17 protein-coding genes are annotated in these 17934 nt (G+C 33.8%); 8 read left to right on the top strand and 9 right to left on the bottom strand.

The features are described 5' to 3' along the window. Positions 1-85: 85 nt before the first annotated feature. The 3 genes from ABEG11_RS00155 to porX all read right to left on the bottom strand — a co-directional run bounded on the left by ABEG11_RS00155 (position 86) and on the right by porX (position 2662). The gene (locus tag ABEG11_RS00155; protein WP_348822169.1) at positions 86-562 is read right to left on the bottom strand and encodes a GNAT family N-acetyltransferase; all 477 of its coding nucleotides are present in this window, start codon (positions 560-562) and stop codon (positions 86-88) included. Between the two features lie 8 nt (positions 563-570). Then, positions 571-978: a tRNA (adenosine(37)-N6)-threonylcarbamoyltransferase complex ATPase subunit type 1 TsaE gene (tsaE, locus tag ABEG11_RS00150; protein WP_348822168.1), complete on the bottom strand. Its 408-nt coding sequence runs from the start codon at positions 976-978 to the stop codon at positions 571-573. Positions 979-1108: 130 nt separating this feature from the next. Then, positions 1109-2662, bottom strand: coding sequence for a T9SS response regulator signal transducer PorX (porX, locus tag ABEG11_RS00145; protein ID WP_348822167.1), 1554 nt, complete (start codon positions 2660-2662; stop codon positions 1109-1111). A gap of 146 nt (positions 2663-2808) precedes the next feature. Here porX and ABEG11_RS00140 point away from each other — a divergent pair, with 146 nt between their 5' ends. Then, the gene (locus ABEG11_RS00140; RefSeq protein ID WP_348822166.1) at positions 2809-3684 is read left to right on the top strand and encodes an EamA family transporter; all 876 of its coding nucleotides are present in this window, start codon (positions 2809-2811) and stop codon (positions 3682-3684) included. A 92-nt stretch (positions 3685-3776) separates the two neighbouring features. Here the strand turns inward: ABEG11_RS00140 and ABEG11_RS00135 are convergent, their stop codons facing one another. The 3 genes from ABEG11_RS00135 to ABEG11_RS00125 form a co-directional block, all read right to left on the bottom strand. Beyond that, on the bottom strand, positions 3777-4607 hold the full coding sequence (locus tag ABEG11_RS00135; protein WP_348822165.1) for an oxidoreductase: 831 nt from the start codon (positions 4605-4607) through the stop codon (positions 3777-3779). 12 nt (positions 4608-4619) lie between these two features. Continuing rightward, positions 4620-5153: a carboxymuconolactone decarboxylase family protein gene (locus tag ABEG11_RS00130; RefSeq protein WP_348822164.1), complete on the bottom strand. Its 534-nt coding sequence runs from the start codon at positions 5151-5153 to the stop codon at positions 4620-4622. A gap of 71 nt (positions 5154-5224) precedes the next feature. Then, complete coding sequence (locus ABEG11_RS00125) at positions 5225-6109, bottom strand: AraC family transcriptional regulator (RefSeq protein WP_348822163.1); 885 nt, start codon at positions 6107-6109, stop codon at positions 5225-5227. Positions 6110-6413: 304 nt separating this feature from the next. Between ABEG11_RS00125 and fabG the strand changes: the two genes are divergently transcribed. The 6 genes from fabG (at position 6414) to ABEG11_RS00095 (ending at position 12052) form a co-directional block, all read left to right on the top strand. Next, complete coding sequence (gene fabG / locus ABEG11_RS00120) at positions 6414-7160, top strand: 3-oxoacyl-[acyl-carrier-protein] reductase (RefSeq protein WP_348822162.1); 747 nt, start codon at positions 6414-6416, stop codon at positions 7158-7160. 78 nt (positions 7161-7238) lie between these two features. Further along, positions 7239-9266: a hypothetical protein gene (locus ABEG11_RS00115; RefSeq protein ID WP_348822161.1), complete on the top strand. Its 2028-nt coding sequence runs from the start codon at positions 7239-7241 to the stop codon at positions 9264-9266. Between the two features lie 105 nt (positions 9267-9371). Further along, complete coding sequence (locus tag ABEG11_RS00110) at positions 9372-9749, top strand: nucleotidyltransferase family protein (protein WP_492764708.1); 378 nt, start codon at positions 9372-9374, stop codon at positions 9747-9749. Then, the gene (locus ABEG11_RS00105) at positions 9718-10050 is read left to right on the top strand and encodes a HepT-like ribonuclease domain-containing protein (protein WP_348822159.1); all 333 of its coding nucleotides are present in this window, start codon (positions 9718-9720) and stop codon (positions 10048-10050) included. Before ABEG11_RS00110 ends, ABEG11_RS00105 begins: the two co-directional genes overlap by 32 nt. 70 nt (positions 10051-10120) lie before the next feature. Next, positions 10121-11017 carry a LysR family transcriptional regulator gene (locus tag ABEG11_RS00100; RefSeq protein ID WP_348822158.1) on the top strand — a complete coding sequence of 299 codons (897 nt, stop codon included), beginning with the start codon at positions 10121-10123 and terminating at the stop codon, positions 11015-11017. A gap of 72 nt (positions 11018-11089) precedes the next feature. Further along, entirely contained in the window at positions 11090-12052 is a 963-nt protein-coding gene (locus ABEG11_RS00095) for a YeiH family protein (RefSeq protein WP_348822516.1), read from the top strand. Here the strand turns inward: ABEG11_RS00095 and ABEG11_RS00090 are convergent. Beyond that, positions 12049-12777 carry a YoaK family protein gene (locus ABEG11_RS00090; RefSeq protein ID WP_348822157.1) on the bottom strand — a complete coding sequence of 243 codons (729 nt, stop codon included), beginning with the start codon at positions 12775-12777 and terminating at the stop codon, positions 12049-12051. The two genes, ABEG11_RS00095 and ABEG11_RS00090, sit on opposite strands and share 4 nt — an antisense overlap. Before the next feature lie 97 nt (positions 12778-12874). On the opposite strand from ABEG11_RS00090, the gene ABEG11_RS00085 reads away from it, so the two are divergent. Beyond that, positions 12875-13879 carry a zinc dependent phospholipase C family protein gene (locus tag ABEG11_RS00085; RefSeq protein WP_348822156.1) on the top strand — a complete coding sequence of 335 codons (1005 nt, stop codon included), beginning with the start codon at positions 12875-12877 and terminating at the stop codon, positions 13877-13879. Positions 13880-14072: 193 nt separating this feature from the next. Here ABEG11_RS00085 and ABEG11_RS00080 read toward each other — a convergent pair whose 3' ends face one another. Beyond that, entirely contained in the window at positions 14073-16172 is a 2100-nt protein-coding gene (locus tag ABEG11_RS00080; RefSeq protein ID WP_348822155.1) for an LTA synthase family protein, read from the bottom strand. A gap of 112 nt (positions 16173-16284) precedes the next feature. Further along, the gene (locus tag ABEG11_RS00075) at positions 16285-17829 is read right to left on the bottom strand and encodes a hypothetical protein (RefSeq protein ID WP_348822154.1); all 1545 of its coding nucleotides are present in this window, start codon (positions 17827-17829) and stop codon (positions 16285-16287) included. Between the last annotated feature and the right edge of the window lie 105 nt (positions 17830-17934).

Genomic DNA, 17934 nt, shown 5'->3' with positions numbered 1-17934 from the left:
TATTGAAATTAGTGGTACAATTTACAAAAAAGATTCAAAGTATGATATTTGGAACACCTAATTAAATAGTCATAAAAGTTTAGATTTAGAATAGATTTCTTTCCATTTTGATATCCGCTCTTTCATAAATACCTTCTTCCAATGGAATTTCCTTGAAACCAAAACTTTCATATAATGCCAGTGCCGGCAGTAATTTTCGATTGGAATAAAGAATAAGTTTTTGAATTTTCTTTTGCTTTGCTTCATTCAGGCAATGGGTCAATAACTTTTTGCCAATGCCCAAACCTTGATTTCCGTCAGATACTGCCATTTTTGATAGTTCAAATGTAATATCATCAATTTTCAGCAACGATACAGTTCCTATAATTTGATTGTTGTATCGCGCATAAAAAATCATTCCGCCTTTATCTATTATTTCGCTTTGCGGATTGGATAAAACTTTTTCATCTTTGGGTTCAACCCTGAAATATTTCTGAAGCCATTCTAAATTTAAAACTTTTATGGCATCTTTATATTCAGGTGAAAAAGGAATAATGATTACGTTATTAGTTTCTAAATCCATAATCCAGATTATTTTAATTCTAATAAACGCTCGCCCGTTGGCAATAATCCAATATTAATTACAGTATGCTGTGGCGGAATTAAATTAGCAATTTTTTCGGACCATTCGATAAAACACCAGTTTCCGGAATACAAATAATCGTCCACACCCATATCCAAAGCTTCAGTTTCTTTGTTCAATCGGTAAAAATCAAAATGATATACAGTCTCATTATTGCTGGTCTGGTATTCATTTACCAAAGAAAAAGTAGGACTGCTGGTGGCATCCTGTACACCCAGAGTTTTGCAGAGCTGTTTGATTAAAGTGGTTTTGCCGACACCCATTTCACCATTGAAAAGGATTACTTTATTAGGATTTTGATCTAAAATCTGCTGTGCTGTTTCTGGGAGCTGTTCTATTGAAAATGTAATGGTCATTTTTTATTTCATTATGGTTTTAGATCTAACAGGTTTTCAAAACCTGTTAGGTCTGTATTTTAATTCATTAAATGATTTGTTAGTATTTAAGTAAAACTGATTACTAAAAACTGAATACTGCCCACTTTTTCTACTTCGGATTAAAAACCAAAAAAGGAATAATCATTTCTTCCAATGAAATTCCGCCGTGCTGATACGTGTTTTTGTAATAGCTTACATAATGATTGTAATTGTTGACATAGGCTAGAAACAAATCATTTTTTGCAAAAATATATGAACTGCTCATATTTATGGCAGGCAGACCGATAAGTTTTGGTTCTTTTACGGCATAAACGTCTTTTTGTTCGTACGTCAGGCTGCGTCCCGTTTTGTAGCGAAGATTTAAACTGGTGTTTTTATCGCCGACAACTTTTGAAGGATTTTTCACATTAATAGTACCATGATCTGTAGTCATTATTAATTTGAATCCTAGTTTTTGCGCCTGCTGAATGATTTCCAGTAATGGAGAGTTTTTGAACCAGCTCAATGTCAGCGAGCGGTATGCTTTATCATCCGAAGCCAGCTCTTTTACAACATCCATTTCGGTTTTGGCGTGCGAAAGCATGTCAACAAAGTTATAAACCACAGTCACAAGATCATTGTCTTTTAATGATTTAAAGCTTTCGGCCAGTTTTTTTCCGCCTGCCAGATTGGTAATTTTGAAATAATCTTCTTTTATGTCCAATCGCAGACGCTTGATTTGTGCTGTTAGAAACTCGGCTTCATATAAGTTTTTACCGCCTTCATCAGGATCGTTTTTCCAATACTGCGGAAACTGTTTTTCCATTTCTAGAGGCAGTAATCCTGAGAAAATGGCGTTTCTGGCATATTGGGTAGCAGTAGGAAGTATGGAGAAATAAGGAACTTCTTTTTCGAGTTTGTAGTAATTGGCAACCACACTTTCAAAAGCTTTCCATTGATCATAACGCAGATTATCGATTACAATGAAAAGCACTGGTTTGTCTTTTTTCTGAATTTCCGGTACGACCAATTCCTTGAATAAATTATGAGATTGGATTGGTTTGTCTGCTTTTGGGGCAAACCAGTCTTCATAATTGCGCTCAATGTATTTACCAAATTGCGAATTGGCTTCCACTTTTTGGGATTCGAGAATTTCAATCATTCCCTGATCATTGATATTCTCCAGTTCCAATTCCCAAAACAGCAGTTTCTTGTACAATTCCACCCAATCTTCATAAGAGTTCACCATAGCCATCTCCATGGTGATTTTTCGGAATTCTTTTTGGTAATCCAAAGTTGTTTTTTGCGAAATCAGTCTGGAATTGTCCAGGTTTTTCTTCAAACTCAGCAAAATCTGGTTTGGATTTACCGGTTTAATAAGATAGTCTGCGATTTTGGAACCAATAGCTTCTTCCATAATGTGCTCTTCCTCGCTTTTGGTAATCATAATCACTGGAATCGAAGATTTTTTTTCTTTCATTTCAGAAAGAGTGTCCAAGCCATTCATTCCGGGCATATTTTCGTCCAGAAAGACAATGTCAAAATTATCTTCTTCAAAAATATCTACGGCATCACGTCCATTATTGCAGGTGGTAACGCTGTAATTTTTTTTCTCAAGAAATAATATATGTGGTTTAAGTAAATCGATTTCATCATCAACCCAAAGTATTTTTATATTCTCCATGTCAGTTTATTTTAGTGCAATTTAGTTGTATAGAACTGAAAAAATATTAAAAATAGTATAAAGTTGATTAAAAATAAAAAGACGACAATGGTATTTGATCTGATTTTAGGTTTAAATAGTATTTTTGCCATCAAAAAAATAGGACTATGTTATTTCTTATTCTGTCTGTAATCTGTAGTGTAACGGTGGGCGTGATTTTTAAGATTGCCCGTAATTTTCAAGTACCGGCTGCTCAAATTGTAACCTTCAATTATGTATTTGCCTTGGTATTATGCTATATGTTTTTCAGTCCCGATGTTTCAGTTCTGGATAGCTCTTCGCCATGGGGAATATTCGTTTCATTAGGAATTTTATTGCCTGTTGTCTTTCTTTTTCTGGCAGTTTCCATAAAATATATGGGCATTGTAAAAACCGATTCTGCTCAGCGTTTATCGCTGATTATCTCTGTTTTGGGAGCTTGGCTGTATTTTGGCGAAGAGTTTAGTGTTTTAAAATTGACCGCTCTTTTGATTGGATTTCCAGCATTATTGCTTATTCTGAACAAACCAACAGACAATAAAGAAAATAAATGGGTTTATCCTGCAATTGTATTGGTTGGTTTTGGTATGATAGACATTCTTTTCAAGCAGATTGCATTGTCTTCGAATGTATCTTTTACGGCTTCACTGTTTGTTATTTTTTCAATTGCGTTATTGATAATGGTAATTTATAATGTTTTTGAGCTTTTTTCGGATAAAGCTAAAATAGATTTCAAGGGTATCATCTTTGGAGGATTGGTTGGGATTTTTAATTTTGGCAATATTTTGTTTTACCTGAAAGCACATCAGGCATTTGCAAAAAATCCGTCTACTGTTTTTGCAGGAATGAATATGGGAGTTATCGTTGTTGGTACTCTTGTTGGCGTTTTTATTTTTAAGGAAAAAGTCACTAAATACAATATAATCGGACTTTTTTTGGCATTGCTTGCAGTTGTTTTTATTGTGGTTTCCCAGTTGGATTTGTCTGTGTTCACCAAGTCTTAGGAATTCCCCGCTCTTACAATTGGTATTTTTGGAAGATACTTTGAAGAGTGGAGAAGATTCCTAAGAATTTGTATATTAAACATGTGCAATCGTCAATAGACAGTGTTTTCTGCAATGTGTTTAAAATTGTCAAGATCCGTTTTAACGTTTTCCAATTTAGTTGTCAATGAAAGCAGGGCAATTTTACCAAGTGGGAGCCGAAGAGGCGGATTATGAGATTTAGTGATGTCATAAATCGCTTGTGCTGCCTTATCTGGATTGCCTTCCTGTTTGCCATCTACGCCTTTAATTCTTTCTCTAAACAAGCCAGCTGTTGTATTGTAGTCCTCAATTGTCTGTTTGGCAAGCTTGAAGCCACTGCCTGCAAAGTTTGTTCTAAACGGTCCTGGTTCGACAATCGTAACCTTAATTCCAATTGGTGCAACCTCTTGTGCCAACGCTTCGCTAAAACCTTCTAATGCAAATTTCGTTGCGTTGTATATGCCAAATCCTGCAAAGGCTTTAAAACCACCATGAGAAGAAATTTGAATAATGTGTCCGCTTTTTTGATTTCTAAAAATTGGTAAAAACGATTGTGTCAACTTCAATGATCCGAAAAAATTAGCTTCAAATATTTTTCTTGTTTCTTCCATGCTTGTTTCTTCAATAGCACCGGCAAGCCCATAACCTGCATTATTTACAAGCACGTCAATTTGACCAAATTTTTCATTTACAAGCTTAACTGCTTTTTCAATTCTGCTGGAGTTTGTTACGTCCAAAGTCAATGAAAATGCTTTGTCTTTGTGCTGGTCATTAAAAAGATCAGTTTGTGATGGATTGCGAAATGTACCAATTACAAAGTCTCCTTTGTCAATTACGGCTTGAGCAAGTGCTTTGCCTAAACCGCTTGAAATTCCTGTGATGAACCACGTTTTCTTAGTCATATTTTTAGATAATTAAATTGACTGTGCCAAAGGAAAATCAACTTCAAAGCCTGTAAGGTTGTGGATGTAATTGCTGATGATTTTATCACCAATAGCCATAACTGCATCTATCATGCTGGCCTCTGTGTAACCTGCATCAAAAAAAGCCTGCTTGCTTTCTGCACTGGCTTTTCCCTTGTTTGTGACAGTAGATACTGTAAATTTTGCCAAAGCGTCTAATTGTTTGTCAAATGAAGCTGAACCTTTTCGCAGCTCAATAATCTGTTCGTCTGTAAAACCGTTCATTTTGCCAAGTGCTGTGTGCGCAGCCAAGCAATAATTACAGCCATTGATTTGGCTTGTTACCAAATTAATGACCTCTCTTTCTTTTACTTTTAATGTTGATTTTCGATTTTGTAAAGAGAGATAGTCGCTCAATGCAGTTCCGTTTTTAGCATAATATGCATACAAATTTGGTACAAAGCCTAAGGCTTTTTGCAAGCTGTCAAAAATGGCTTGATTGTTTTCGGATACTTCTCCTCTGGAGGGAACTGTAAATTTTGTCATTGTTTCTTGGTTTTAATAAATTTAACAATGCAAAATTGCAGTAAAACAGGGTTTGGATGTTATGACTAAAACTATCTTGTTCGGTATTTTTCGGACATTTCGGTTTTAAAATCTAATGGAGTCTGATTTGTAACGGATTTGAAGGTTTTAGAAAAATAGGAGCTATCTGTAAAATTAAGTTCAAAAGCAATTTCTGAAATTGTTTTGCTGGTAAATGTCAAAAATCTTTTGGCTTCAAGAATACTTCTTGCCCTGATAATGCCAGTTGCCGTTATATTTGCAATTTCCTTGCAGATCAGATTCAGGTGATGCGGGGTAATGTTCAATTGGTCTGCATAAAAGCTGGCGGTTTTGTTTTCTGCAAAGTGTTTTTCCAGTATAACCTTAAATTGTTTAAACTGAATGAGATATTTTTTTGAAGCAGCTGTGTTATTTTTTGTTTGAATGTGCCGTTGTACCTGCGCAAGTAAAATGCTCAGATAGGCCTGAACAATTGAAGGATTTTTATCAGCACGTTTTTGTTCTGTTTCAATTTTATGAATAATATCTACTATTTCAGTAAATTCCGTTTTTGTAAATTCAATGCAGGGGTTCGAATATAAATTGTCCAGAAAACTGAGTTCAAATAAGTTATCTTTATTGTTTTGGCTGAGTAAATAAAAATCTTCGGTAAATAAGATTGTCCCGCCGGCAAGCGGTTTCCATTCTTCAAAATGATGTACTTGATTTGGCGAAATGAAGAATAAACTATTCGGATTTACTTCATATTTATTGTAATCAATGATTTGTCTGCTTTTGCCTTTTTCTGTCCAAAGAATTTCATAAAAACTGTGTTTGTGAAAGTCGTCTACATTGGGTTCGTCTATTTCGTCGAACCGCAATATTTCAAACTCAGTCGGGTTTTTGGGCTGGTTTATAAAGTCTCCAATGCCATAAAAAGGAAAAATATCTTTCATTGGCTAAAGATAGAATTTTTTCTGTCCCTGAATGGTGTTTTAATTTGCAGTTTTTCAACCAAATATTTGTTGTTTTAGCCAAAAAGTTTTCTGTTAACGATCATGTGTTTTGTTTGATTATTTAAAGTCAGTTTTTTTTCAAATTTAGAAAAATACTAACAAATCTTTCAGCAGCAAAACTGTGGAATTGAAATTGTAATTTTTTTCATTCCGCATTTTTATTATATATTTGACGAATGTTATCAAGCTTATCTGCATCAGATTGCAAAGGGTAACAGTCTAATAAAATAAATATTAACTGAATATGAAATTACTAGAAGGAAAAGTAGCCATTATTACTGGTGCTAGTCGTGGAATTGGAAAAGGAATTGCTGAAGTTTTTGCAAAAAACGGAGCCAATGTTGCCTTTACCTATAGCTCGTCTGCAGAATCAGCTCAGGCCTTGGAAAATGAATTGAACGCTTTGGGAATTAAAGCAAAAGGATACAAATCCAATGCAGCCGATTTTAATGAAGCGCAGGTTTTTGTTGATGCTGTTCTGGCTGAATTTGGCACTGTAGATATCTTGATAAATAACGCCGGAATCACGAAAGATAATTTATTAATGAGAATGTCAGAAGCTGATTTTGATCAGGTAATCGATGTGAACTTGAAGTCGGTTTTTAATATGACAAAAGCGATTCAGAAGACTTTCTTGAAACAGCGTGCCGGTTCTATTATCAATATCAGTTCTGTAGTGGGAGTTTCCGGAAATGCCGGTCAAACGAATTATGCAGCTTCAAAAGCGGGTGCTATTGGTTTTACAAAATCGGTAGCTTTGGAATTGGGTTCTCGTAATATTCGTTGCAACGCTATTGCTCCTGGGTTTATTGAAACTGAAATGACTGCAAAATTAAGCGAAGATGTCGTAAAAGGATGGAGAGAAGGTATTCCGTTGAAACGTGGTGGTTCTACCGAAGATGTTGCCAATGCCTGTCTGTTCTTAGCTTCGGATATGAGTGCTTATATTACAGGGCAAGTGTTGAATGTTTGCGGGGGAATGCTAACTTAGAAAGTTAATTGTTTATGGTTTGTTGTTTATTGTTCTGCAACTAAAAACTATAAACAGGAAACAATAAACTAAACAAATATGACAGCAAGCACGATTCTATTACTTCTACTTTCTTTATTAATAGCGGGTGGTTTGTCGTTTTTTCAATATTTATACAAAGTCAAAAACAAATCCAATGTGTATTTGTTCTTGGCTTTTTTGCGTTTTCTTGCTATTTTCTCATTGCTGGTGCTTTTGATAAACCCAATTATCACAACCAGTAAACTCGAAATTATAAAAACACCATTGCCAATAGTCGTTGATAATTCCAGCTCGATTTCTTTTTTGAATGTAAAAGAAAAAGCAGCTGAATTGATGCAAAAAATAACTTCATACAGTGCCATTAAGGACAAGTTTGATGTACAGTCGTATCTTTTCGATGCCGATTTTCGCCAGTCGGACAGTTTGACTTTTAAAGGGAACCAAACCAATTTGGATTTGGTTGCCAAAAATCTAAAAAGCATTTATAAAAATGCATTTTATCCAACGGTTATTATTACAGATGGGAATCAGACTTCGGGGAATGATTATGTTTACAGCTTTAATGAAAACAATAAGGTGTATCCTGTAGTTTTGGGAGATACGACCAAAGTTCTGGATTTAAAAATAAATCAGCTGAATGTAAACCGGTATGCTTTCCTGAAAAATAAATTTCCGGCTGAAGTATTTTTGCAATATTCGGGTGATAAGAATGTGGTTGCCAATTTCAGTATTGCCCAAGGAAATCAAGTGCTGAGCAAAGAGAGTGTATCCTTTTCTGCTTCCAAAAGGACAGCTGTTTTAAATGTGCTTTTGCCCGCCAATAAAACAGGTTTACAGGTTTATAAAGCTAAAATTGAATCTAAAGTAAGCGAAAAAAACACATTCAATAATATCAAGAATTTTGCTGTTGAAGTTATTGACCAGAAAACAACTGTTGCCATTGTTTCAACAACGAATCATCCTGATATAGCAGTTTTAAAGAGAGCGATTGAGTCCAATCTGCAACATAAAACAGTATTGGTGAAACCAAGTGATGTTAAGTCATTACAGGATTATAATGTGCTTATTTTATATCAACCAACTTCTGCGTTTAAATCAATTTTTGAAGCCAATAAAAAGGCTAATTTGAATACATTTATAATTACAGGAACGAGTACCGATTTTTCTTTTTTGAATCAGGAGCAAAATAGTTTTGTTTTTAAGATGAGCGGTCAGGAAGAGGATTATTTGGCTAGTTTTGATACTCATTTTAATCTTTTTGAAACTGAAAACATTGGTTTTGAAAGCTTTCCTCCTTTACAGAATAATTTTGGAACTATTACTGCAAATGGTGAAGTGAATGTGCTGCTTTCGGCCAAAATCAGAAATATCGATACTAAAGCTCCTTTATTATCATTTACAGAAAATCAAGGCCGAAGATCAGCGTATTTATTTGGGGAAAACAGCTGGAAATGGAATATGCAGAGTCACATCAATACTCAGTCTTTTGAAAAATACGATATTTTTATAAATAAAATCATTCAGTATTTAGCTTCAAATAATGCTAAAAAATCATTGGTGGTTAATCATGAAAGCTTTTACAACTCAGGAGAAACCATCGAAATTACAGCACAATATTTCAATAAAAATTATGATTTTGACGAGAAAGCGCGTTTGACAATTGCAGTGACTAATGCCAAAACAAAACAGACCAAAAATTACGATCTTTTAAAAGGAAATAGCACTTACAAAGTAAATCTTGACGGACTTGCTGCAGGCAGTTATAATTTTTCGGTCAAGGAACTCAATTCCAATGACTCTTATTCCGGGCATTTTGAGATTCTGGATTTTGATATTGAAAAGCAGTTCGTGAATCCTGATGTTCAAAAAATGAAGCAATTGGCCAGCCAAACCAAAGGAACGGCTTTTTATCCAAACCAGATTGATATGCTTATAAAAACACTTTTAGAAAACGAGGAATATAAACCAATCCAGAAAGATGTTGTAACCAAATCACCTTTGATTGACTGGAAGTGGCTGTTGGTTTTTATTGCTGTTTTTCTTTCTACAGAATGGTTTGTAAGGAAGTATAACGGGATGTTGTAGAGTTTGACAGTAATTAGTGGGTAGATAACTTTCAAAAAAATAAACTATCTTAGCTTTATAAAATGTTTATGGCAACAAATTAGTTGCATATATCAATGTCGATATATGAATTACATACGACCGATAAAAAACAATAAATATCAACATATGAAAATGAAAGAGTCAATACAAATGAAATTAGCAGAATTTTTAGTATTGTGCAAGAGTCATAATGTTAAAAATATTTATGCTTTTGGTTCTGCTGTGACAGATAATTTCAATGAAGAATCCAGTGATATTGATTTACTAATTGAAATTGATAACGAAGACCCGATTGAACGCGGAGAAAACCTGATGGATATTTGGGATAAACTCGAAGAATTTTTTCAAAGAAAAGTTGATTTATTGACAAATTCATCCATTAAAAATCCTATTCTTAGAAAAAATATAGACGCTACAAAAATTTTACTTTATGACGGAAAAGAGCAAAAAGTATCTTTCTGATGTCTTAATGGCGATACACTTAATTCGCGAATTTACTATTGAGATTGCAGATTTCAATATTTATAATAAAGATAGAAAAACCCAAAGTGCGGTTGAAAGGCTATTGGTTATTATTGGGGAGGCTTTAAATAAACTACGACAGATTGAACCCGAAATCGTGATTGAAAATGATAAACAGATTATTGGTTTTCGTAATCGTTTAGTTCATGCTTACGACAGTATTGATAATTCTATAGTTTGGGCAATTATAAATCGTCATTTGGAAAAATTAAAGACTGAAATAGAAAATATGGTAGATTAATATTTTTATTTTTTTTTGATTAATAAAACAGTTATTGATTGATAATAAATTATAAGTTCAAATAGCCAATATGAATTTTAGACTAAAAGTATTTTTCACTGTCGCAGCGAGACTGAGCTTTACTAAAGCTGCTTCCGAATTATTCATTACGCAGCCCGCTATTTCCAAGCACATTCAGGAATTGGAAGAGGAATACAAAATCAAGCTTTTTGAAAGAAATGGTTCCAAAATAGCCCTTACCAATGCTGGAGAAGTATTACTGAAACATACTAAAAATATCTTTGAGATTTACAGGGAAATCGATTTTGATATGAGCACGTTAATTAACGAGCGTAAAGGTCTGCTGCGATTGGGAGCCAGTACAACTATTTCGCAATATATTATTCCGCCATTATTAGCGCGATTTCATCAAAAGCTGGAATCGGTAAAAGTGAGTCTGCTTAATGGAAATACGGAACAGATTGAAAATGCTTTGCTTAATAAAGAAATTGAAATTGGAATTGTTGAAGGGCAATCCAAAAATCAATCCATAAAATACACGCCATTCATTAAAGACGAGCTTGTCTTGGTCTGCAATACTAATCATGCATTAGTCAAGAAAAGAGAAGTTTCCCCATCTGAACTTAAAGTGTTACGGTTTGTTGTCCGAGAGCAAGGATCTGGAACACTTGAAGTTATTGAATATGCGTTGAAACCTTTTCAGATTAAAATTGATGATTTACAGGTCGAAATGCAATTAGGAAGTACCGAAAGTATCAAGTCTTATTTGTTAAATTCTGATTGTGTGGCTTTTATGTCTATCCATGCAATTGATAAAGAGTTGAAAAATAAGGAATTACAGGTAATCGATGTTATCGATTTGTCCATTGAACGTTTTTTTTATATTATTACTTTACAAGGTAAATCAGATTCTCTGTCTGAATTATTTATAAATAATATTTCAAGCTATCATAACTTAAAGTTATAATGGATTATTTTTAACGATTGGTGATAAGCGGGTTTAATACCGACCTTTGTTGTGTTGAAAATGACAAAACAAATGGAAACCAATAGCTTTAACGCCCCAATTTTTTTAAAAATCAATACTACAGCACAACAAATCATTTTTGTTTTGCTGCTGCTGCTTTGTTTATTTCCTTTTATTTCTCCGCCTCTTGCATTGTTGCTGGGCTTAATTGTCGCTAATCTTTCTGGACATCCTTTTTTGCATTTAAATCACAAGGCAGTCAATATTTTATTGCAGTTTTCTGTAGTGGGATTGGGATTTGGTATGAATGTGCATAGCGCGACAGCTGCAGGGAAAGAAGGTTTTCTGTTTACGGTTGGTTCAATTGCGGTGACTTTAGCTTTAGGGACGTTATTAGGAAAATGGTTTAGAATTGAGGAAAAAACGTCTCATCTTATCTCTTGCGGAACCGCTATTTGCGGTGGCAGCGCAATTGCCGCAATTGCTCCGGTAATCAAATCAGATGAAAAACAGACTTCGGTGGCTCTGGGGGTAATTTTTATATTAAATTCTATTGCCTTGTTTGCATTTCCAGTAATTGGTCATTGGCTAAAAATGTCTCAAAATGATTTTGGTTTGTGGTGTGCTATTGCAATACATGACACGAGTTCGGTAGTAGGCGCGGCTAATAAGTATGGTGCAGAAGCTTTACAGGTTGCCACAACTGTTAAATTGGCCAGAGCTTTATGGATTATTCCCGTGGCATTGATTACTTCGGTAGTTTTCAAGAATAAGACGGGCAAAGTGAAAATCCCATATTTTATTGGATTATTTATTCTGGCAATGCTCTGCAGTACTTATTTTCCTTCTGTAACTTCTGCTGCGCTATATTTTGTTTCTGTTGCCAAGGCAGGCCTAACAGTTACCTTGTTTTTGATAGGGGCAGGACTTAGTAATACAGTGTTAAAATCAGTTGGGATTCTGCCTTTATTGCAGGGTATTTTTCTTTGGGTGAGTATTGCTGTTGGTACTTTATTGGTAATTCGATATTTCTAAAAAGGCGTTTTTTTCCGTTTGATTGTAATGATATTCAATAGGATATAATCGTAATAAAACGCAATTAATAAGAAGCAAGCGGCGATAAGCAGTGTTTTTAGGGCTAAATAACCATATATGAAACCGCCGCTAAAACAGCCCAAAAAGAAGAATGTTATAATCGAGAGCCTCAAATAAATACTGGTCTTTAATGCTATTCGCTCTTCGGTTTTTTTGTAAAAAAAAAGCTGTGAAAGCTCAATTCCTAAATCGGTAAAAAGACCTGTCAAGTGTGTAGTTCTTACTGTCGATTTTGATATTTTGGTAACCAGTGCATTTTGGATTCCCATTGCAAAGAGAAGGCCAAAAGCAATCCATTTTCCTCCAAATGAAAAATCTGAAATATTTCCAAGTATTCCCAATGCAATCAAGATAGTTAATTCGATTACAATTGCAGGCAAATGAGAAAGATCTTGTTTTTTCGAGGAAACCAATTCAGCTAGAAAATTTGATGTGAAAGCACCTGCTAAAAAAAATAGTGTATAAATTAAAAAGACAATTGCTTCATGATAGTTGTGTTTGGTCACTTCTTCGGCAAAAAAAGCAAAATGTCCCGTTACATTCGTAGTTAAAGTCTTTACCGATAAAACACCAGTTACATTAACTATTCCAGCTACAAAAGATAACAGTATGGCAAGTCGTAAATTATGTTTTGAAGTTCTGTTTTTGCCTTGATGTTTAAACATTTTTATTTATTTTTCTTTGGCTTAACATAATATTAAACACAAAATGCTTGAATTTTGTTTAAAAAAAATACTTTTGTATTTCAATAAAATAAATATAATGAAAAACTTTAAATTAAAACAATCACTGCTTATTTTTTCGGCAATTAGTATTGCTTTTGTCAGTTTATCCTGGGGTGTTTTTGGTCATGAGCACATCAATAATGCGGCAGTTATGGCTTTGCCAAAACCAGTACAGGCTTTTTTTTACAATCATCTTGATTTTATAACACAGGAGTCATCGGTTCCGGATCTGCGCAAATACACTTTGCGTGATAAAGCCGAAAATCCGAGACATTATATCGACATGGAGAATTTTGGTGCTGTAGAATCGATTCCGCTGCAGTTTGATGAAGCAAAGAAAAAGTATGATGAGAAATTTTTGGCCGATAATGGTATTCTGCCTTGGTATATTCAGGAAACGATGACGAAGCTGACAAAGGCTTTTAAAGATAAAAGAAAAAATGAAATTTTGTTTTTGGCCGGTGATCTGGCGCATTATATAGGTGATGCAAACATGCCTCTGCATACATCAGCCAATCATGACGGACAGCTTACCAATCAAAAAGGGATTCATGCTATGTGGGAATCCCGTATTCCGAAAATGTTTGGCAGAGATTATAATTTTTATACGGGAGAAGCGAAGTATATTGATAATGTTGAAAAAGCAACTTGGGACATGATAAAAGATTCGCACAGTCAAGTAGAGCCACTTTTATTGATTGACAGAAATCTGCGTGCAAAATTTACGCCTGAAACGATGTATGAGCATGATGCGGATGGAAAAATTGCCAAAGGCAAATTTGGTGATTTGTTATATACCAAAGAATATGTGACGCAGCTTAATACCGCTTTAAACGGAATGGTCGAGAGTCAGATGAGAAAAGCAATTACTGCAACAGCCAATTTTTGGTATACGGCTTGGGTAAATGCAGGAAAGCCAGATTTGGATGGTTTAGATTCAAAAGAATTAACCAATCGTAATAAAAAGAATTTAAAAAATGATTTGAAACTTTGGAAAAGCGGAAAGCTTTTTGGTTTGGAAGCAGAAAATGATTTTGATTAGTCAATAATAATAAAAAGCAAATAAAAAAGCCTGTAAATGTTGAGTTTACAGGCTTTTTTGTTGATGTCAAGGCTAATTTTTTCACCGCAAATTCGCAAATTTATAAAGTTTTATAATTGCTATAATTTGCGAATTTGCGGTAAAAATTAGTTTTTGAACTACTTAATCTGTGGCTATTTTAATTAGGTATGAATTATTTCACCTTTTGATAATTCTTTTTCTTTAATATATCTGAAGCTGTTTGATAGTACGAAATCGTTTCGTTAACCAAATCGGTTCTTTCGGTTTTCAAAGGAACCTGATCGTAGTAAATCTGGAATTCAGGTGCTGTTTTTTGATCCGGTTTTAATGTCAATTGAAACTGTTTTACTGCTTGTTTCGGAGAAAGAATGGTCAAAATATTGTCTTTTATCAGTCCTAAATCCTGATAGGTAGCAATTAATGCTCTTGGTTTATAATCTGGTTTTAAAACATCCTGTCCGTAAAATTTGCTTTGGTAATTAAAATTCAGCAGGCCGAAAAGTGTCGGCATAATATCAATCTGGGACATCAAATTGGTATATTTCTGTGGCTGAATAAATCCAGGGCTGTAAATCATTGCCGGAATTCGGTATTTATCAGCCGGAAGTTCTGTTTTTCCAGCACTTGAAGCACAATGATCGGCAACAATTACAAACACCGTGTTTTTGAACCAAGGCTGTTTACTCGCCATATCAAAGAATTTTCTCAAAGCATAATCTGTATATTTTACACCGCCGTCACGAGATTTGGAATCTCCCGGAATGTCAATTTTGCCATTTGGATACGTGAATGGTCGGTGATTGCTCACAGTCATCCAATGATTAAAAAAAGGTTTGCCTTCTTTGGCTTCGGCATTCATCGTTTTTATGGCTTTATTGGCCATATCTTCATCGCATACTCCCCAAATATTGGCAAAAGTAATTTCTTCTGGAGCGAATGTTTTTTTATCTACAATGTCATAACCATTTCCGGTAAAAAAGTCTTCCATGTTATCAAAAAAAGCATCACCTCCGTAAAGATATTTCACGTTATATCCTTTTTGTTTGAAAATAGAACCAGTGGAGAACTTGTTTTTATTGTCTTTTCTTTTAACTACGCTTTCGCCGGCTGTTGGAGGAAAACACAAAGTTACCGCTTCAAGACCGCGTACGGTTCTGTTTCCAACGGCATATAAATTGGTAAATAGTAAACTTTTTTGTGCTAAATCATCCAGAAAAGGAGTAATGTTCTTGTCGTTGCCGTATGCTTTCATAAAATCGGCACTATAGCTTTCGATGGTAATTAAAACTACATTCTTTGGAGTTTCAGCAGTATCACTTTCAATAGTTCGCAAAGTGGTTACACCTGATATGGACGGAATCTGTTTTCCTAACAAGGCAAAAGCTTCGTTCTCAGGCAGGGTTTTGTAAAATTTAAAATAATCTAATTCACTGTTCATGAAAGCCAGGTAGAAGCGGTACATTCCGTTAGCCTGCAGTTCATTGGTGAAAACATTTTGAGAGTTTTCTTTTTTAGCCAAATAAGGAACGGCCAATAAAGAAACGCCCAGCAGAGCAAGGTAGATTCCTGAAATTTTTAATTTATCTGTGAATGCTGGAATTTCATCAATATAATTTCTGGTTCTTTTAACAATGAAATAAGTTACAATTCCAGCTATTAAAAATAAAGCTGAAAACAGCGGAATCACAGGATAAGACTCCATAATATTTCCGATTACTTCATTGGTGTAAACTAAATAATTAACAGCAATAAAATTGTATTTAACTCCAAATTCATTCCAGAAAAAGTATTCGCTGATGCCGTTTTGAAGAATAAGAACTACATACAAAAACATCACAAATGAGAACAGCCAAAATCGGATTTTGCTTCGGTGTTTTGGTAAAAAAAGTAATAATCCAAAAAGTAAAGTTTTGATACCAACGAAAATAAGTCCAATTTTTGGCAAAGCGCCGCCGTATTCGTTTAAAATCGTTTTTCCAGATGCAATATAAAGCAGCAGTGCTATGAAAAATCCAAAAATGATGTACCCCCAAGGTTTGTAATATTTGGAATTGGATATAAAAATAAGGTACAGCCATAAAAAAGCTGAAGCTATTACAAACACAAAGGCATCTGAAACCAAGCCAATGAGGAAAATTTTCATGGTATCCAGAAAAACAAAATTAGTCTGCGTGATAGGATGAAATATTAAAACAATCCGCAAAACGAAACTTACAATAATGTAGAAAAGCGCCAGATTATAAAAAGGGGAAAACTTTTTTAGAAAATTCATAGAGTGTTATTTTTTTTGGTAAAAATACAAAAAAGGAAACTATATAATCGGAACCAAATAAAAATGACCTCAATTGCTTGAAGTCATTTTGATTAAAAATATTTTTATGCGATTAGCGATTAATCAATTTTGCCTTTTCTTTAATGATATCGCTTATTTTTCGGTTCTCGATTTTGCTTTCAAGCCAAGAAATAATATCTAGATATAAAAAAGCTCTTTTTTCGTAAGTGTTTTTTTCTAATTCTATAAAACGTTCTCTCATTTTGATAAACTCTTTTTTGATATCGCTCGGATATAAGTTGTTTAATTTCTTCAAGAAACGAATAATCTCTTTTTGAACCTCATGCAGGTCATTCATTTTTATTAAAAACTTATAGGTACTTAGTAATTGGCTTTCCAAATTAAAATCCTTGCCAGATTCATAATGTGCAATCAGGCATAATAGTCTTGCAAAACACGCTAAGTCTTCACGGACATAAAGATTTTTATTATTTATAATTTTTTCTAGATAAACAATGCATTCCTGATATTTTTCATTACCAAAATAAATACTGGCAATTTTATAGTAAAAAACCATCTCGTGATGTTCATCTAAATGTTCACTGTGAATTTTTATTTTATGGAGGATTTCTGGAATGAGATATTCGCTTTCAGCAAAAGTACCTTCCAGAATGTGATAATTTAACTTATTGTTGTAAATGTATAAAAAAGACAAAGAAGCAATATTGTCATTGACTGGAAATCGTGGATCGGAAATTGTTTCTTCTAAAAGATTCAGATATTTTTTGAAATTGGTTTTATATTTCAGCATAAATAAAGACTCCAATAAATAATGATTTCCTTTTAGAAAAAAAACAGGATTTAGATAAATCATGTTTTTGTTGTCATAAAATAAAGCAACCCATTTGGTGGCATATTTATAACAGGAAAGAAAGTCCTGAACTAAGAAACTTCTCCAAAGATTAGCATTGTAAAACCAGTATTTTTCCCTGAAACCAAATTTGGATTGATCCAGACGCGCAATATGTTTTACGAAGTAATCATCTATATATTTGTATTCGTTATCGCTTTTTACATATCCTGTTTTCAGCATTATGCCATACAATTGCAGCGACAGATTCGATAACTTGCTCGAAATGGTATTCTTATAATTCAGTTCTTTGGCCTGAATAACTAATTCATCAGCACGCCCCTGAATACTTCTTGTAATGTACTGGGATTCAATTAATTTTTCAAATTCAACAATTTCAAAAGCCATATATTTTTCATCATTTTCGATGGCCTGCTGTTTTGTTTTGTCTAATATTTTAAGGCTTTGCTTATACAGGCCTTTGTTGTATAATATTGCGGCGAAGTCAATTTGCTCACGCAGTTGATATCTGATATTCTGACTTGGAATATTTAAGCGAATGCTTACTAATATTTGTTTATAGAGGTATGATTTTAAATTGGACAACTGTACTTTTTTTATCAAGCCATTCTTCAAAATCAGTTTTTCATCATATACTTCAGATTTATCTAAAATATTAAATAACTCGATAAATTTAGTATTGGAACTTGTCTCTAAGCGGCTGGCAAAAATTTTGAATTGTCTTTTTTCAGATTTGGAAAGGGATTTTATTAATACAAATAAAAAATCTTTTTGATGGTTAGCCATTGTATTATAAAAGTGTTTAACGTGCTGATTTTCAGATTGTTGTTTTGTTATTTTTTGCTTTATAAATAGTATATTTACCTAAATTCAGGTTTAGTTTTGAGTAAA

The sequence above is a fragment of the Flavobacterium aestuarii genome, from assembly GCF_040049115.1.
Lineage (GTDB): Bacteria > Bacteroidota > Bacteroidia > Flavobacteriales > Flavobacteriaceae > Flavobacterium > Flavobacterium aestuarii.
This window is presented reverse-complemented; position numbering and strand designations above follow the sequence as displayed.

Bases quoted from the DNA above. Each gene is read 5' to 3' on its own strand.
- ABEG11_RS00155 (WP_348822169.1), bottom strand. From the start codon at position 562: ATGGATTTAGAAACTAATAACGTAATCATTATTCCTTTTTCACCTGAA.
- tsaE (WP_348822168.1), bottom strand. From the start codon at position 978: ATGACCATTACATTTTCAATAGAACAGCTCCCAGAAACAGCACAGCAG.
- porX (WP_348822167.1), bottom strand. From the start codon at position 2,662: ATGGAGAATATAAAAATACTTTGGGTTGATGATGAAATCGATTTACTT.
- ABEG11_RS00140 (WP_348822166.1), top strand. From the start codon at position 2,809: ATGTTATTTCTTATTCTGTCTGTAATCTGTAGTGTAACGGTGGGCGTG.
- ABEG11_RS00135 (WP_348822165.1), bottom strand. From the start codon at position 4,607: ATGACTAAGAAAACGTGGTTCATCACAGGAATTTCAAGCGGTTTAGGC.
- ABEG11_RS00130 (WP_348822164.1), bottom strand. From the start codon at position 5,153: ATGACAAAATTTACAGTTCCCTCCAGAGGAGAAGTATCCGAAAACAAT.
- ABEG11_RS00125 (WP_348822163.1), bottom strand. From the start codon at position 6,109: ATGAAAGATATTTTTCCTTTTTATGGCATTGGAGACTTTATAAACCAG.
- fabG (WP_348822162.1), top strand. From the start codon at position 6,414: ATGAAATTACTAGAAGGAAAAGTAGCCATTATTACTGGTGCTAGTCGT.
- ABEG11_RS00115 (WP_348822161.1), top strand. From the start codon at position 7,239: ATGACAGCAAGCACGATTCTATTACTTCTACTTTCTTTATTAATAGCG.
- ABEG11_RS00110 (WP_492764708.1), top strand. From the start codon at position 9,372: ATGAATTACATACGACCGATAAAAAACAATAAATATCAACATATGAAA.
- ABEG11_RS00105 (WP_348822159.1), top strand. From the start codon at position 9,718: ATGACGGAAAAGAGCAAAAAGTATCTTTCTGATGTCTTAATGGCGATA.
- ABEG11_RS00100 (WP_348822158.1), top strand. From the start codon at position 10,121: ATGAATTTTAGACTAAAAGTATTTTTCACTGTCGCAGCGAGACTGAGC.
- ABEG11_RS00095 (WP_348822516.1), top strand. From the start codon at position 11,090: ATGGAAACCAATAGCTTTAACGCCCCAATTTTTTTAAAAATCAATACT.
- ABEG11_RS00090 (WP_348822157.1), bottom strand. From the start codon at position 12,777: ATGTTTAAACATCAAGGCAAAAACAGAACTTCAAAACATAATTTACGA.
- ABEG11_RS00085 (WP_348822156.1), top strand. From the start codon at position 12,875: ATGAAAAACTTTAAATTAAAACAATCACTGCTTATTTTTTCGGCAATT.
- ABEG11_RS00080 (WP_348822155.1), bottom strand. From the start codon at position 16,172: ATGAATTTTCTAAAAAAGTTTTCCCCTTTTTATAATCTGGCGCTTTTC.
- ABEG11_RS00075 (WP_348822154.1), bottom strand. From the start codon at position 17,829: ATGGCTAACCATCAAAAAGATTTTTTATTTGTATTAATAAAATCCCTT.